This is a genomic window from Paraburkholderia bryophila (assembly GCF_013409255.1).
Classification (GTDB): domain Bacteria; phylum Pseudomonadota; class Gammaproteobacteria; order Burkholderiales; family Burkholderiaceae; genus Paraburkholderia.
Map to the genome: position 1 here is coordinate 3363773 of NZ_JACCAS010000001.1, position 15493 is coordinate 3379265.

The 15493-nt window shown below is 62.2% G+C and carries 14 protein-coding genes and 1 tRNA gene; 4 read left to right on the forward strand and 11 right to left on the reverse strand.

What is annotated here, in order from left to right; genetic code table 11:
* Nucleotides 1-7: 7 nt before the first annotated feature.
* The 10 genes from GGD40_RS15065 to GGD40_RS15110 form a co-directional block, all read right to left on the reverse strand.
* Nucleotides 8-1921, reverse strand: a complete 1914-nt coding sequence (locus GGD40_RS15065) for a type VI secretion system Vgr family protein (RefSeq protein WP_179744114.1) — start codon at nucleotides 1919-1921, stop codon at nucleotides 8-10.
* Nucleotides 1922-1993: 72 nt separating this feature from the next.
* Entirely contained in the window at nucleotides 1994-3067 is a 1074-nt protein-coding gene (tssG, locus tag GGD40_RS15070; protein ID WP_179744115.1) for a type VI secretion system baseplate subunit TssG, read from the reverse strand.
* Complete coding sequence (gene tssF, locus GGD40_RS15075; protein WP_179744116.1) at nucleotides 3064-4944, reverse strand: type VI secretion system baseplate subunit TssF; 1881 nt, start codon at nucleotides 4942-4944, stop codon at nucleotides 3064-3066. Before tssF ends, tssG begins: the two co-directional genes overlap by 4 nt.
* Nucleotides 4944-5507: a type VI secretion system baseplate subunit TssE gene (tssE, locus tag GGD40_RS15080; protein WP_179744117.1), complete on the reverse strand. Its 564-nt coding sequence runs from the start codon at nucleotides 5505-5507 to the stop codon at nucleotides 4944-4946. Before tssE ends, tssF begins: the two co-directional genes overlap by 1 nt.
* 78 nt (nucleotides 5508-5585) lie before the next feature.
* Nucleotides 5586-6068: an Hcp family type VI secretion system effector gene (locus GGD40_RS15085; RefSeq protein WP_179744118.1), complete on the reverse strand. Its 483-nt coding sequence runs from the start codon at nucleotides 6066-6068 to the stop codon at nucleotides 5586-5588.
* A gap of 44 nt (nucleotides 6069-6112) precedes the next feature.
* On the reverse strand, nucleotides 6113-7609 hold the full coding sequence (gene tssC, locus GGD40_RS15090) for a type VI secretion system contractile sheath large subunit (RefSeq protein WP_373565334.1): 1497 nt from the start codon (nucleotides 7607-7609) through the stop codon (nucleotides 6113-6115).
* Between the two features lie 49 nt (nucleotides 7610-7658).
* On the reverse strand, nucleotides 7659-8246 hold the full coding sequence (gene tssB / locus GGD40_RS15095) for a type VI secretion system contractile sheath small subunit (RefSeq protein WP_179708242.1): 588 nt from the start codon (nucleotides 8244-8246) through the stop codon (nucleotides 7659-7661).
* Nucleotides 8247-8297: 51 nt separating this feature from the next.
* The gene (gene tssA / locus GGD40_RS15100; RefSeq protein ID WP_179744119.1) at nucleotides 8298-9485 is read right to left on the reverse strand and encodes a type VI secretion system protein TssA; all 1188 of its coding nucleotides are present in this window, start codon (nucleotides 9483-9485) and stop codon (nucleotides 8298-8300) included.
* A 756-nt stretch (nucleotides 9486-10241) separates the two neighbouring features.
* Nucleotides 10242-10318, reverse strand: a tRNA-Pro gene (locus tag GGD40_RS15105).
* Between the two features lie 39 nt (nucleotides 10319-10357).
* Nucleotides 10358-11350, reverse strand: coding sequence for a polyprenyl synthetase family protein (locus GGD40_RS15110; protein ID WP_105509497.1), 993 nt, complete (start codon nucleotides 11348-11350; stop codon nucleotides 10358-10360).
* A gap of 237 nt (nucleotides 11351-11587) precedes the next feature.
* On the opposite strand from GGD40_RS15110, the gene rplU reads away from it, so the two are divergent.
* The 4 genes from rplU to proB all read left to right on the forward strand — a co-directional run bounded on the left by rplU (nucleotide 11588) and on the right by proB (nucleotide 14743).
* Entirely contained in the window at nucleotides 11588-11899 is a 312-nt protein-coding gene (gene rplU / locus GGD40_RS15115) for a 50S ribosomal protein L21 (protein ID WP_007747161.1), read from the forward strand.
* A 25-nt stretch (nucleotides 11900-11924) separates the two neighbouring features.
* Nucleotides 11925-12188: a 50S ribosomal protein L27 gene (rpmA, locus tag GGD40_RS15120; protein ID WP_134961752.1), complete on the forward strand. Its 264-nt coding sequence runs from the start codon at nucleotides 11925-11927 to the stop codon at nucleotides 12186-12188.
* Between the two features lie 242 nt (nucleotides 12189-12430).
* Nucleotides 12431-13552, forward strand: coding sequence for an Obg family GTPase CgtA (gene cgtA / locus GGD40_RS15125; protein ID WP_179744120.1), 1122 nt, complete (start codon nucleotides 12431-12433; stop codon nucleotides 13550-13552).
* Nucleotides 13553-13624: 72 nt separating this feature from the next.
* A complete protein-coding gene (gene proB, locus GGD40_RS15130) occupies nucleotides 13625-14743 on the forward strand; it encodes a glutamate 5-kinase (protein WP_035548763.1) in 1119 nt (372 codons plus the stop codon).
* A gap of 165 nt (nucleotides 14744-14908) precedes the next feature.
* Here the strand turns inward: proB and GGD40_RS15135 are convergent, their stop codons facing one another.
* The gene (locus GGD40_RS15135; RefSeq protein ID WP_035548761.1) at nucleotides 14909-15466 is read right to left on the reverse strand and encodes a CNP1-like family protein; all 558 of its coding nucleotides are present in this window, start codon (nucleotides 15464-15466) and stop codon (nucleotides 14909-14911) included.
* Nucleotides 15467-15493 lie beyond the last annotated feature (27 nt).

The following is a 15493-nucleotide window of genomic DNA, read 5'->3' on the forward strand; positions in this document are numbered from 1 at the left end:
GCCGACGTCAGAACGTGACCGACAGGCCGACGGTGCTGTACGACACGCCGGTCGCACTGACGCTCGAACCGGTGCTACTGACCGAAGAGCCGGTAGAGGAAACCGATGAACCGGTGGAGGAAACCGACGTCCCCGTCGTGGTGACGCTCGAGCCATTCGCGCCGACCCACGAACCGTTTGCGGCCATGGCCGAACCGGTCACGCCCGCGCTCGCTCCGGTCATGCTGAGTCCAGTGCCGAGCACGCTGATCTGGTGCGCCGTAAACGAGCGGGACGTGCCGAGCGTGATCGAGGTCGAATCGCCCTTGACCGAGATGGATGAACTGCCGCCGACGGAGGTCGACGTGTTGTTCGCGACCGATTCGGTTTTGTCGCCGCCGACGTCGTGCATCGCGTCGTTTTCCACCGACAGCGCGTAGTCGCGCTCCGCATGCAAGCTGATCTTTTCCACCCCGCGCTTGTCTTCGAAACTCAGCATGTTGGCGTTCGCGCGGGTGCCGCCGGGTGTGCGCGTGACGAAGCCGCTTTGCGTCGCGGCTTCCGGCAGGCTGAAAGGCGGCATCTGATCGGCGTTGTAGACGCGGCCGGTGACGAGCGGCCGGTCGAGTTCGCCGTTCAGAAAATCGACCACGACCTCCTGACCGATTCGCGGCACGTGAATGCCGCCGAATTGTGCGCCGGCCCATGCGCTGGACACGCGCACCCAGCACGAACTGTTTTCGTCGTGCGCGCCGTAACGGTCCCAGCGAAACTGCAATTTCACGCGGCCGTATTGATCGGTCCACAGTTCGTGGCCGGCTGGTCCGACCACCACGGCGGTTTGCGGACCGGTCGCCCTTGGCACAGCCGTCACGCTCGGCGCGCGATACGGCAGCGACGCGGGTTGTGCGATGAAATCGAATTCGTAGCGGGCTGTGCCGCTGCCGGTTGCGTAGCCGCTTTCCTGCAGTCGATAGCTCACGCCGACTATCAGGCAGGCGCGGTTTTCCACCTGCCGCGGACAGCCTTGCAACGTGAACAGGTAGCCCGGCGCGATCGCACGCAAACGCGTATGCGCCTGAATGCGCGCGTGCGCAGCCTGTTCCGCTTCAAGGCGTACACGTGCGTAGTGTTCGCCCTGATCGGTTTCGATATAGCCGCCGCGCCATTGGTATTTCGCGTATCCGCCGTGCTCGGCGCTCAACGGCCTGGCGCGCATCTGCGACAGATCGGCTTGCGGTTTGCGGAAGTCGTAGTCGTCGACGGTATAGGCGCCGGGGCTCAGTTCGACCGCTGGATGCCACGTGTGGACGCCTTCTTCGGTGGGCAGCGCGAGGCGGTCTGCGGCGAGCCAGGGCAGCGTCGCATGGCCTGGCAGCGGATCGTGCGCGCTGAGGTCGTCGGCCAGCACCAGCACCTGCTGGTCCGCTTCATGACGGAAAAAGTAGTAGATGCCTTCCTGCTCCATCAATCGGCTGACGAACGCAAAATCGCTCTCCTCGTACTGCACGCAGTAGTCCCATCTGCGATACGCGGTCAGCAGACGTTCGTCGACCTGGAAACGGTATTTGCCGAATACCTGCCGCAGAATCTCCACGACCGACAGGTTCTGGAAGATCCGGCAATCCGTGCTCTGCGTGAGATACCAGAGCCACGGACGTAGCGTGGCCGTATAGACATAGCTGCGCACCGTGCCGGTTTCGCGGCCGCTGAATGCGCAGCGCGCGATCTGTCCGCCGAGATGGCGCAGCGCACCGGCGCTCGTGACGATATCCAGCGAGAGCGGCTTGCCGAGCAGCGCATTCATATCGAGCGACGCGGAAGGGCTCACCAGTTCCACCTGAAACTCATACAGCGACGACAGCCTTTCCGCGCCGGTCAGCGAACGGAACGCGAGCATGGCCGGATCGAGCGGCGTGTGTGCGGTGACGATGTGGTTCATGACAAGTTTCCTGCTTGATGGGCGCGACGGGCGTGCGGGGCAGTGAATGCGGCTTCGGGGTTCGGGGGCTGCTCAGTAGGTGGCGGTTTCCTGTTCGTATCGTTCGGGTTGGTAGACGAAATCGTCGGCGTCGGTGTTGGTGTTGGCGTTGGAGGCAGCGCCCGCGCGGGTGCCGAGCCAACTGCCCCAGCCCAATGGCGGGCTGTGCGGGCTATCGCCGCCCAACGTGGCACCGCTCACCTGGTCAGCGGCCAGAACCAGCCGCAGGTCCCACGCCCATTCGACGCCGCCGTACAGACGCACCCACTGCGCCACCTGGCGCGCGCGCGGCGTGCGCGGCAAGAGCGCTGAAAACTGCGCGCGCGATAACGGGCCCAGCCTGAGCTCGAATTTCGATTGCACGCCGCGCACCGCGATGCCGAGCAACGCACCGCCGCCCAGCTTGCGGGTCGGTGCGCTGCCGCGCAGCCGGGTGCGTTGCGATGCTTCGACCGGTATCCAGCTCGGTACAAACTCGACGATCGTCACCGGCACGCCAAGATACACTTGCAGGATCTGCTGAAGTCCCGCCGGATTGCGGGTTTGCCGCACCAGATGGCCGGCCATGAAATGGCCGGCGTGAGCGGGCAGGCCGCCACGCGGAGTCTGCGAGGGCAACCCCAGATGAATCAGGCTCGCGACATAAGCGTCGAAGCGCGCGCCCGCGCCGCGGTCGAGGCTCACGGTAGCTTGTGCGTCGGCCCATGCGCGGTAGAACAGCAGCGTCAACCGGTGATGAAACAGATCCGCGAACGCCGTCAGCGCAGGGTCGTCGTGATTGCGCGCCCGGTCGCGCGCGTATTCGGTCAAATGAAGCGGCAGCGGACCGTTGGGGCCGAACAGGCCGAAGCCATAGATCGACACGCGCGGCGGCGCGCCTTCATTTGCCAGCGTCGCGCTCGCAAGCGCGGCGGGCGCGAACACGAGTGACGGCTGCTGGCCGATGCGCAGCGGCTCGTCGTCCGGATGAGCCGCGTATCCGAGCCGCGCCGGCATGCCGGCTCGGGCGTCGAGCCAGCGCAACAGCGCGTAGAGGTCGTACGCGTGCGGCGTGTTGGCGACTTGCTGCCAGAAGCGCTGCAGCGACGGATGAGCTGCGCCGTTCATGCGATCGGGCGGCAGCCGACACGCGGCGCCCACCGGTTGATTTCACCGCGCTGCAGCGTTGCCACGGCGAGTTCGCTGAAGCTGTTCAGCGACACATGGCGGGCGAAGAACTGCTCCAGCACCGCGCCGAACAGATAGGGACTGGCGCCGGCAAACGTCAGTTCGTCGAGCATTAACGAAACGGCTACGCCGCGGCCGAACATCAGCGGACCCGGCTGCGGCAACTGACGGTACACGGGTTGGACCTGAACGCTGCGCAGCCCCTGGATCTGCGGCATCACATCGGCTTGCGCGGCGCCCGCATAAAGTTCGAGCAACTCGCGCAGCACTTGTGCGCCTTCGCCGCCGTCGAGATCGGTCAGCGTCAGATAGTTGAGACCGAGGTGACTGATCAGGCGCCAGGTGATGTCGCTATCGGCAAGCGCCGGACGCGGCGGCGTGGGTCCGCGCAGCACCTTGATAGCGCTGACGGGTGCGGAAATACGCAAGCTGAAATCGCTGTTGCCGGTGAGCGGAATCAGCGGCGCGAGGTCGCGATTGGTGCAGAGCGCTTCCACCGACAACTGGCGCAGATCGTCGGAAAACGGCGCATCGTTCTGGTCGACCAACGACAGGAACACTTCGCTGCCGCTATAGGCAGTCGACGCGTTGCCGTGTGCCAGTCCGCGCGCGGCTTTGCCGAGGCGAGGTTCGCGACGGACCGAGAAATAGCGGCCATGGCCGGTGGGCGCGTCGCCGGAAAACGTGCCGTAGAACGGCCGGAACTCGCAGTGACTGCCGGCGGACTGCAGGTGCCCGGTCACTTTCTCGACGGTATGGATCTCGTGGTCGAGCGGCCTCGTACGGTCCACCACCAGATGATGTTCGTGGCGTTGCAGCGTGACCGCGATGCGGTCCGTGCGTTTCGGAAACAGATTGATGACCGGCGTGCAGAACAGCGCAAGACTGCGGGTGTCGACCGAGCGCTCGAGTTCGGGCGCCGTCTTGTCGAGCAGGATGGTCAGCGAAAACGTCGTGCCTTCGATCTTGCGCAACGCGGGGCGCAGATGCCTGATGCTAAAAAACAGGAAGCGTGCCGGGAACGCGAAGTACTCATGTAGCAGCCGATAGCCCTGGAACGAGCGTGCTCCGTAGGGCAAGAGCGCCTGGGTCGCGTCGAATCCTTCGTGATGGAGGGCTTCGCTGTCGAGCAGCGAGCAACGGTTTGCGGTCTGCGTGCCGTCACTGCAGACCACGCCGACGCAGTGTGCGAGCATTAGTTCCAGCAAGGGCAACGCCTGGTTTTCCGCGCCGCTAAGAAAAAACGTCAAGGCGTCGAGCGGCAATTGGCTCACACTGTCGGCGCCGCAGACTTCAAACCGTACGTGCAACGCGGCGCGTACTTCGCCTTGAACGTTGAGTCGTGACAGCGGTAACTCGGTAGGCGCGCCGCGCAGCCTGACCTCCGTCACGCGTAGCGGCCAAAGCGTCAGCGCGTGAGCCGTGCGAAAGTCGCAGGCGGTCTGTTCCCCTTGGCTGAGATGAGCACGCAGCGGTGTACCGGCCGGCAACGTGTAGCCGTCATGCAGGCTGCCTTCACGCAGATTGGGCTGCACGGCGACGATCGCCATCGACGGCAACGGCGCCAGGTAGTTCGGGTAGACGACGTCCAGCAGCCGCTGCGAAAAGCGCGGAAATTCAGCATCCATCTTCAACTGGATGCGTGCGGTCAGAAAGCTGAAACCTTCCAGTAGCCGCTCGACATACGGGTCCCGCACGGACGTGCTGTGCATGCCGAGATGGCCGGCTGTGTTCGGAAACGCTTCGGCGAACTCGGCGCCGAGTTCGCGCAGGTAGGCGAGTTCGCGGTTGTAGTAGTCGAGCAGGCGTGCGTCCATTACACGATACCTGGCGAGTGCAAGGTGACGCGGCCGTTCTCGAGGTCGATTTGCGAACGCAGTACAAACGCTTGCGGCGCGTCGCCCGCCCACAACTGTCCGCTGATCTCCAGCAGCAGCATGTGGCCCGGCCGAACCGCGTTCGATCCGCCGACGCATCGCACTTCGATGCTGTCGGCCAGAATGCGCGGCTCGAACTGCGTGATCGCTTCGCGAATCGCGCCTTCGATGTGAGTCCAACCGCTGACCGGTGAGCACGAGCCGGCCAATGCGTTCATGCCGAAATTGATCGCCGAGCTGCGTACGTGCGGATAGGCGTCGAGGTTGTCCATCACGTCAGGCGGGACACTGTTCAGGAGCCAGCCAAGATCGCGCAGAATCGATTCGCGCAATGCCGTGCGCAACGCCGTATGCGACGGCGCGTGGCGTCCGCCCGGCTCGTTCGATGCGGGCGAACGGTGGACCGTCAGACGATCCAGCAGCATGGGCTGAACGTCGAAGCGCGGCCCACGGCGCGGCGCCGCGGAATCCCGCGGCTCGCGCAAGAAAGAAGGCTCGTTCACAGATGGTCTCGCTGGCAGGTGAGCCATGCGGGCAAGCGCGTTTGTTTGCCCGTACAACTCGCTGAAGAAGGGGAAGGCTTAAACCTCGCGGTTCTGCTTGACGTCCCAGGCGAGCACGCTTTCGCCGCCGCGATTGCCCTGGTCGGTCTGCTCCCAATACTGTTTCTTCACCTTGGCTGCCTGGAATGCGTAAGTCACCAGCACCGCCTCGGACGTTTTCGCGGCGCCCTGCAGGACGGACGTGACCAGCACCTCGGAGAGTGTGATTCGCAGATACTCGATCTGCGAACCGCCTGCTTTGCACACCGAGACTTCGACCTGCGGCAAGTGCCTGCCGTTGGCGCAGTACTTGAGGATCGCCGGCGCGGCTTTGTCCATGAAGGTTTCGACCTCCAGATCCTGGAAACTGGCTTTGCCGATACCGCCGCCACTTCCCGTCGCCATATTGCCGGGCTGCGCCGCGCCCCACGAATAGGACTGGATGTCGATCCACCCTTTATGGTTGGCGTCTTTCGATTCGCCGGTGACGCCGTCTACCCGCATGTACATATCCACTGACATTTTTCCGTTCCCTATTCGATGAAGCGAAACTGATGACTTGATGTTTAGAACCGTTGCGCTGATGTCGCGCTATCTTTCAGCGCCGGCAACTTCGACACCAGCCGCAATGACACGGTGAGGCCTTCGAGTTGATAGTGCGGACGCAAGAAAAATTTGGCGCTGTAGTAGCCGGGGTTGTCGTCCAGGTCCTCAACCACGATTTGGGCCGCCGCCAGCGGTTTTCTTGCCTTGGTGTCCTGCGACGAGTTGACCGGGTCGCCGTCGACGTAATTCATGATCCAGTTGTTCAACCACGCCTCCATATCGCCGCGTTCCCTGAACGAACCGATCTTGTCGCGCACGATGCACTTCAGGTAATGCGCAAAGCGGCAGCACGCGAACAGATAGGGCAGGCGCGCGGCCAGTTGCGCGTTGTCGGTAGCGGTGGCGTCGTGGTATTCGGCTGGCCGTTGCAGCGATTGGGCACCGATGAACGTTGCGCAATTGGAGTTCTTGCGATGCACGAACGGCATGAAGCCGTTTTTGGCGAGTTCCGCCTCGCGCCGGTCGCTGATGGCGATTTCAGTCGGACACTTGATGTCGACGCCGCCGTCGTCGGTGGGAAACGTGTGGGTGGGCAGATCCTGCACCGTGCCGCCCGATTCGACGCCGCGAATCGACGTGCACCAGCCGTAATACTTGAACGAGCGATTGATGTTGGCCGCCATCGCGTACGCGGAGTTGATCCACGTGTAGCGCTCGTGATTGGCACCTTCCGTGTCTTCCTCGAAGTCGAAGGCGTCGACCGGATTCTCGCGTGCACCATATGGCAGGCGCGCGAGAAAACGCGGCATGGTCAGGCCGAGATAACGCGAATCGTCCGACTCACGCAAATGGCGCCACGCGGCGTATTCGCTATTCTGAAAAATCTTGCTGAGGTCGCGCGGATTCGACAGCTCTTGCCACGACGCCATTTGCATGACCGCGGGCGAGGCGCCGGTAATGAACGGGCAGTGCGCGGCGGCGGCGATCCTGGCAATTTCGCCGAGCGTTTCGACGTCCGGCGGGCTGTGATCGAAGTAGTAGTCACCGACCAGGCAGCCGAGCGGTTCGCCGCCGAACTGGCCGTATTCTTCCTCGTAGACCTTCTTGAACAGTGGGCTTTGATCCCACGCGACGCCCTTGTGCCGTTTCAGCATACGGCTCAGTTCCGTCTTGCTGATCGGCATGCAGCGGATCTTCAGCAATTCGTCCGTTTCGCTGTGGTTGACCAGATAGTGCAGTCCGCGCCACGCTGATTCGAGCTGCTGGAAATCGGGGTGATGAATGATCGTGTTGATCTGCTGTGACAGCTTGCGATCGATTTCGGCTATCACCGTCTGGATCGTCTGATACGCGTCATCCGACATGACGACTGCGTTTTCCAGCGCCTGCAGCGCGAGCGTTCTGACCGCGCTGTCAATGGCCTGCTGCGTTTGCTCGGTGCGCGGATTGAATTCCCTCATCAGTACGGCTGAAAAATGTTCGGCCGTGAACGCCGGGTTGGCCGATTGCTGGGTGATGGACTGTGCGAGGGTCACGGTGATCTCCGAAAGCGATTCTGAGTCGATGTCATGCACGGTGGCCGTGCGTTTCCCTGTCCGCCGTCTCGACGGCGGTGTCCAGGTCGCTTATTTTTGTTTCGGCGGGGGCCGATGGACCGGCAAGCGCTTTCAGCAACGCGGGGTTCTTCAACGCCTCGGTGAGCAACGCTTCCGCACCGCTTTTGCCGTCCATATAGGACAGCAGGTTCGACAATTGCGAGCGCGCCTGCAGCAACTGGTCGAGTGCGGGCACCTGGCGCGCGATCCTGGCCGGCGAGAAATCCGCCATGCATTCGAAGGTGAGTTCGGCGGCGAGCATGCCCTGGCCGGCAATGTCGTTCGACACTTGAAGTGCCACGCGAGGCTGGACCGACTTCAGCCGTTCGTCGAAGTTGTCGACGTCGATTTCCATGAATTTACGTTCTTCGAAACCGGGCAGAGGGCGGGCAGATTTGCCGGCAAGATCGGCGATGACACCCATCACGAATGGAATTTCCACTTTGCGCTCGCTGCCATACACCTCGACGTCGTATTCGATCTGCACGCGCGGCGCCCGATTTCGCGCGATGAATTTCTGCCCGGTCGCTTTTGCTTTCAATGCGTTCGAATGGATCATGTTGATTTGCGCTCCCTATGGGTTTCGGCTGGTCGCAGTTCGTGGGTTGGATCAGTTGCCTGAATTGGCCGCTGGTTGCTGGGGGTCGCCCGCGAGGGCGTCGAGTTGCGGCAATGCGGCAGGCACCATGTCGCGCACGATTTCGCGGAAGTTCATGTGCATCAGACGCTGTGCGCGGCGTATCAGCAGAGGCGCGGGATGGCCTGGCTCCGTGTGCTCCAGATAACGGCACACGCTTTCGAGCGCGAGCAGGGCGTCCTGGCGTGAACCGAGCGCGATGGGGCAACTGCACGGTTCGGGGGCGCCGGCAACGTGCCGCGCTGATAGCGATGCCGACGCCGGATCGAGCTGCTGAACCTGCCCGGCTTTAACGGATTGCTGAGTGGACCGGTCTGCCTGGATGGGCTCACGGCGCAAGTGCGTCTCTTCACCGTGTTCGGATCGGGTATTCGGCGCGTGCTGGAACTCAGGATGGTCGGTGATCGACGACAGGTTCGAGCCGCCGGGTCTCTGCGCCGCCTGCAAGATCACGGTCAGTGGGTGTTCAACAGCGCTCGAATCCGGCACCCACGCGTAGTCCAGATTCAGCGAGATGTGCCCTGAGATGCGTTCGATGGCGTCGAGCACTTGCCGCGCAACGGTGAGTTCTCCGGGCTCGCCGTGCAGCACCGAGCGCAACTCCGCTCGCAGGTCGGCGTTTGACGATGAACCTGTGTTCGCGGCTGAAGCCGGTTTTCCTTCGAGAATCGCCGCCCCGTCCCGCAGGGACAGCGGGCCCAGCCGCCAGTGCAGCAACGTGGCGCCGCGGGCCGCGTGTCCGAGCGCCTCGCGATCCGTGAATGCGGCCAATGCATTGAGCCGCGGAAGCGGATCGAATTCGCCGGCCACCTGAAGCTGAGGATGAATGGGCTCCCAAAACTGATCGAGCGCGTCTGCGGTGAGCGAGATGCCCTTCGCGTAGCCTTCAAGACCGTCAGTGACGGTCCAGGCCAACGTCAACAGCGCGAAGAGGCGCAGGTCGATCGATCTTTCGAGCAACGCGATCGCCAACGCCGCCACCTGACGCCAGTCCGGCGCGACGGCTGGAATCAGTGTGTCGCCAAATTGTTGTTCGCGACTGCCGGTTGCGATCTGCTGCAACGCGATGAATTCAGCGTCGTATTCCAGATCGGCGCCACAGGGGTGCTCGAAACTGATCGGGCTAATCGGATAGATGCGGGCGAAGTTGATGGAATGCATTGGCCGAATAAAACGCAGATTTTGTTCCAGTGAAGCGAATTGAGCGCGAGTCTTAATTCGCGCGGCTGTTAATAAGAATTTCTCGGATAATCAGGTGATTTTTTCGGATGGTCTTGAATCTCGTGGTATTGAAGTGGATTGGCCCGACCAACCTCCGCTCACGGATTGTCACAGGCCGCGGTGTGGTACAGGCGTGCCGCACCAACAATGGCTCGGGCCCTTGGTGATTGGACTATTCGTTTGGTTTGATTGGCATGCCGAAATATATCGGGCAAGCGTTTGGTTCGAGTCAATATTATTCCGGGTTTATTCATAGCGCAAGCTTGTTCGCTTATCTTTTAATGGCTTGGATTTATTCCTATTATTAAGATAAGGTGGGAGGGCGGTGCCGGGATTAATAATCGTGCGGCACCGATATTGATCGGATTGCGTTTGCTTATTACAGAGACGAGTGCCGTCATTTCGTGCGCGGCACAGCACGGAAGTCGGCTGCCAGGATTGATTCTGGTGGACGTTGTGAGTTACCCGGCGGCGGAGTGCGCGGCGCATCGTCGCGTGCGGGATTGTGAGATTCGCCGGTATCTGGCGGGCGCCGATCAGTGCGGCGCGCCGACATGGCAGTGAGGTCGGTGCCGGTGATGTTGGTGGGGCGGTTCAAGCCGCGTCCGCCGGACGATCCGACAAACCGCCGACCCAAAACAAAAAACCGCCGAGCAAGCTGGGCGGTTTTTCGAGCCTTCAACATCAAGGCAAATCTGGTCGGGGTGAGAGGATTCGAACCTCCGGCCTCTACGTCCCGAACGTAGCGCTCTACCAGGCTAAGCTACACCCCGATTTGATACTGCTGGACTCTTACGGTGTTTCAGTCTCGTTCAAGACTGTCTTGCCGTCGAGTAAGAACATAATTCTAGCAGGCTATCTTTGAAAATGGAATCGGGAAATGAAGAAATTGCCGCTGCGGCCGCCTGAGCTTCCTGCTTCGCACATTCCAGCGTGTGGTCCAGCGCGCCGGAGCGTGTGATGGCTTCGAAAATCGTGTCGAACCGGGCGGTGCCGCCTTGCTCGATCGCTTCCCGGGCGAGCGCCGATTGTTCTGGCGTGCCGCGTTCGATCAGATAGATCAGCGGGAGTGTCGGTTTGCCCTCGCGAAGATCGTCGCCGGCATTCTTGCCCATCGATTCGGCCGTGCCCGTGTAGTCGAGCCAGTCGTCCATGATCTGGAACGCGGTGCCGATGCGCCGGCCGAACTCAGCCGCGGCGGCTTCAGTCTTCGCGTCCGAGCCGGCGAGCACGGCGCCGAGCTGGGCCGCTGCCTCGAACAGTTTGGCCGTCTTGTAGCGGATCACTTGCATATAGCGGGCTTCGTCCACGTCCGCATCATGCATGTTCAGCAACTGCAGCACTTCGCCTTCGGAGATGATGTTGGTCGCCTCCGACAGAATCTCCATGACCCGCATCTTGCCGACGCCGACCATCATCTGGAACGAGCGCGAGTAGAGGAAATCGCCGACCAGCACGCTCGCGGCGTTGCCGAACAGCGCGTTGGCAGTCTGGCGGCCGCGCCGCAGATCGGATTCGTCCACGACGTCATCGTGCAGCAGCGTGGCGGTGTGGATGAACTCGACGACCGCCGCCAGTTCGTGCCGGTGCCCGGTGGTTTCACCCAGTGCGCCGGCCACCAGCAACAGCAGCGCGGGCCGCAGCCGCTTACCGCCGGCACTGATGATGTACTCGGAGATCTGGTTGATCAGCATCACGTCCGACGCTAGACGGTGCCTGATGACGCGATTGACCTGCTGCATGTCTTCGGCGATCGGAGCGAGCAGGCTGGCGGCGTTGGAGGAGGGAGTGGCAGTCGACGACATGGTGGCTGAATTGGGTAGTGCCGCGAATTATAAGGCGAATCGCGGCAGTTCCGTGTCGCGGGCTGCCGTGCGGCGCGTTCGGCGGCTGCGGGGTCGTGCATTAGGGCGCGGCCGCGAGGCGCCGGGCACCTCGCACGGTATCTCTCAATGAGTTTTGACCGCGTAGCTAACTCTATGTATAATCACGGGTTTCCGCGCGCGGTGCGTGGGAAAAATGAACACAGAGTGAGGTTCTCAATGTACGCGGTCATAAAAACCGGTGGCAAGCAGTATAAAGTTGCCGTCGGCGAAAAACTTAAAGTAGAACAGATACCGGCAGACATTGACGCTGAAATCACGCTCGACCAGGTTCTCGCAGTGGGCGAAGGCGAATCGATTAAGTTCGGTACGCCGCTGGTCAGTGGGGCTTCCGTCAAGGCTACCGTCGTGTCGCAGGGTCGTCACAAAAAAGTGACCATCTTCAAGATGCGTCGCCGGAAGCACTACCAGAAGCATGGCGGCCACCGCCAGAACTATACCGAACTGCGCATCGACGCGATCAACGCGTAAGCGCAACGGTTAAGGAGCAAATCAAATGGCACACAAAAAGGCAGGCGGATCATCCCGCAACGGCCGCGACTCCGAATCGAAGCGCCTCGGCGTGAAGGTTTACGGCGGTCAGGCTATCAACGCTGGCGGCATCATCGTTCGTCAACGTGGCACGCGTATGCACCCGGGCGATAACGTCGGTATCGGCAAGGATCACACCTTGTTCGCGCTGACGGACGGCCACGTCAATTTTTCGACGAAAGGCGCAGCGAAGAAGCACATGGTCAACGTCGTCCCGGCAGCAGTCTGAGCTTACTCAGGCACGGGCTTCAGGACCGGTAAAAGGCCCCGCGAAGTTAGCGGGGCTTTTTTTATTTCGGCGGTTTTCGCCGGACGAATGGGCGTGAACGCGCCGCTCATGCCGGCAGTCCTATGCCGTTCTGCCGATTGTTTGGCGCACGGTTGGCACGGCAAAATAGCAGCGTAGAGTACACCCAGTCGCATCAAATCTAGCAACACCATCAGGCAGCACACCACGGGACGGAGTTACGCATGAAGTTCATTGACGAAGCGAGGATTGAAGTCATCGCCGGCGACGGAGGGGATGGCAGCGCGTCGATGCGCCGCGAGAAATTCGTTCCGTTCGGCGGCCCGGATGGCGGCGACGGCGGTCGGGGCGGCAGTGTGGTCGCGGTTGCGGACCGCAATATCAACACGCTGATCGACTACCGCTACGCGAAAAAACACTTGGCGCGCAACGGCGAAAACGGCCGTGGCGCCGACTGCTACGGCAAGGGCGGCGACGACGTCACGCTGCGCATGCCGGTTGGCACCACTATTTCCGACATGGAAACCGGCGAGTTGATCGCCGATCTGACCGAACACAACCAGAGCGTGCAAATCGCCCAAGGCGGTGCGGGCGGTCTCGGTAACCTGCATTTCAAATCCAGTACGAACCGCGCGCCGCGTCAAAAGACCGACGGCAAGCCGGGCGAGCGCCGCATGGTGCGCCTCGAACTGAAGGTGCTGGCCGACGTCGGCCTGCTGGGCATGCCGAACGCCGGCAAGTCGACCTTTATTTCGTCGGTGTCGAACGCGCGGCCGAAGATCGCCGACTACCCGTTCACCACGCTCGCGCCGAACCTCGGCGTGGTGCGCGTTGGGCCGAGTCGCAGCTTCGTGATCGCGGACATTCCCGGTCTGATCGAAGGCGCGGCGGAAGGCGCCGGCCTTGGTCACCAATTCCTGCGTCACTTGCAGCGCACCGGCTTGTTGCTGCATATCGTCGACCTCGCACCGTTCGACGAAGCGGTCGACCCGGTCGCGGAAGCCAAGGCGATCGTCAACGAACTGCGCAAGTACGACGAGCTGCTGTATGAGAAGAAGCGCTGGCTGGTCCTCAACAAGCTCGACATGGTGCCCGAAGACGAACGCGAAGCGCGCGTTTCGGCGTTCCTCGAAGGCTTCGGTTGGGACGGCCCGGTGTTCGAAATCTCGGCGCTGACCGGTCAGGGTTGCGAGAACCTTTGCTATGCGGTGTTCGACCACATCGCCTCGCACTCGGACGCGCAGCGTGCGGCCGAAGCCGAAGATCTCGCCGCCGACGTGCGTTTCCGCGAAAAGCCGGCAGCGCCGCCCGTCGCGGACGAATCCAGCGTCGACCCGCAAGAATAAGAAAGCACGAGCGCCGGCGCGCCTGGGCGGGCTGCCGGTTTGCATCACGCGTCAACTTGGAGACTGCGCACAATGCGTTCAGTCATCGCAGATTCACGGCGATTGGTAGTGAAAGTCGGTTCGAGCCTCGTCACGAATGACGGGCGCGGCCTCGACCATGCGGCGATCGGCCGCTGGGCGGCGCAAATCGCGGCTCTGCGCGCGCAAGGCAAAGAGGTCGTGCTGGTCAGTTCCGGCGCGATTGCCGAAGGCATGCAGCGGCTCGGCTGGACCAAACGTCCGCGCGAGATCGACGAATTGCAGGCGGCTGCGGCCGTCGGTCAGATGGGTCTTGCGCAGGTCTACGAAAGCCGCTTTGCCGAGCATTCAATCCAAACCGCGCAGATTCTGCTGACACACGCCGACCTGGCCGATCGCGAGCGCTATCTGAACGCGCGTTCCACGCTGCTGACGCTGTTGCGCCTTGGCGTGGTGCCGATCATCAACGAGAACGACACGGTCGTCACCGACGAAATCAAGTTCGGCGACAACGATACGCTCGGCGCGCTGGTCGCGAATCTGATCGAGGGCGACGCGCTCATCATTCTCACCGATCAGCAAGGGCTCTTCACCGCTGACCCGCGCAAGGACCCGAACGCCACGCTTGTTCAGCAGGCCGATGCCGGCGCGCTGGAACTCGAGGCAATGGCCGGCGGCGCCGGCTCCAGTCTGGGTCGCGGCGGCATGCTGACCAAGATTCTCGCTGCCAAGCGTGCGGCTCACAGTGGCGCCAATACGGTGATCGCGAGCGGGCGCGAGGCGGACGTGCTGTCGCGGCTGGCGTCGGGCGAAGCGATCGGCACGCAGTTGATCGCACGCACCGCGCGCATGGCGGCCCGCAAGCAATGGATGGCGGACCATCTGCAAGTGCGCGGCCACGTCGTGATCGACGACGGCGCGGTCGAAAAACTGACCGAAGGCGGCAAGAGCTTGCTGCCGATAGGCATCGTCGGTGTGCAGGGCGCGTTCGCGCGCGGCGAGGTGATTGCTTGCCTGAGCGCCGCGGGGCGGGAAGTGGCGCGCGGTTTGACGAACTACAGCAGCGCGGAAACCAAGCTGATTCAGCGTCGCCCGAGTGGCGAGATCGAGTCCGTGCTCGGCTACATGCTCGAGCCCGAGTTGATTCATCGCGACAATCTGGTCCTGGTCTGAACCCAACGCATAACGTCGGCTCGCAGCAGATTCGGCGCGGGCGCGCAGTACAGACCAAATAGCAGCGCAGACAAAAAAGCCATTTCAGCACAAGCTGAAACGGCTTTTTTCACATCCACGACGCGCTGAGACTTCAACCAGCGCGCTCAGGAACCACGACCCCTCTCAGCGAATCAACGAGGCCGCAGTGCGCTTGTAGCGGATATTTTCAAGAATCCGCTGAGCGTTGCCCGTAGGCATCTTGCTCGCGCACAGATAATCTTGGTACAGCGCCGACTGATACGCGTTCAGCGCACCGTCCTCGATACGCGTGAAATTGTTCGCGACCGTGGTGTCCCAACCGTCGTGATCCGCGTTCAGGCCCGCGTACTGGCGCCATTCGTACGTGTCGCAGCGAATCCCTTCATAGATCACATTACGTGCGCCGCTCGGGCTCGTCACGACGACGGTAAGGCGAACCACGCCGTCGGTACCTACAGTGAGCGAATTCTTGTCGACCGCAAACTGCAGCGGGGTATTACCGGAAACAGCGAACGGCAGCAGATTCGCGTCTTGCGGCAGCGGCGGCAACGTGTCCACCTTGTTTTCAACCCAGCTACCCTGGCGGTCCAGCAGGTAGACGAACGCGCTGTCGTCTTTATTGGTGGGTTTGCCGGCGCTCGAGCAACCAGCCAGCAGGGCGCCGGTGGCGACGCACGCCACGACGAGAGCAAGTGCTTTCAATATGATTTCCTCGAAACACCGGCGCGG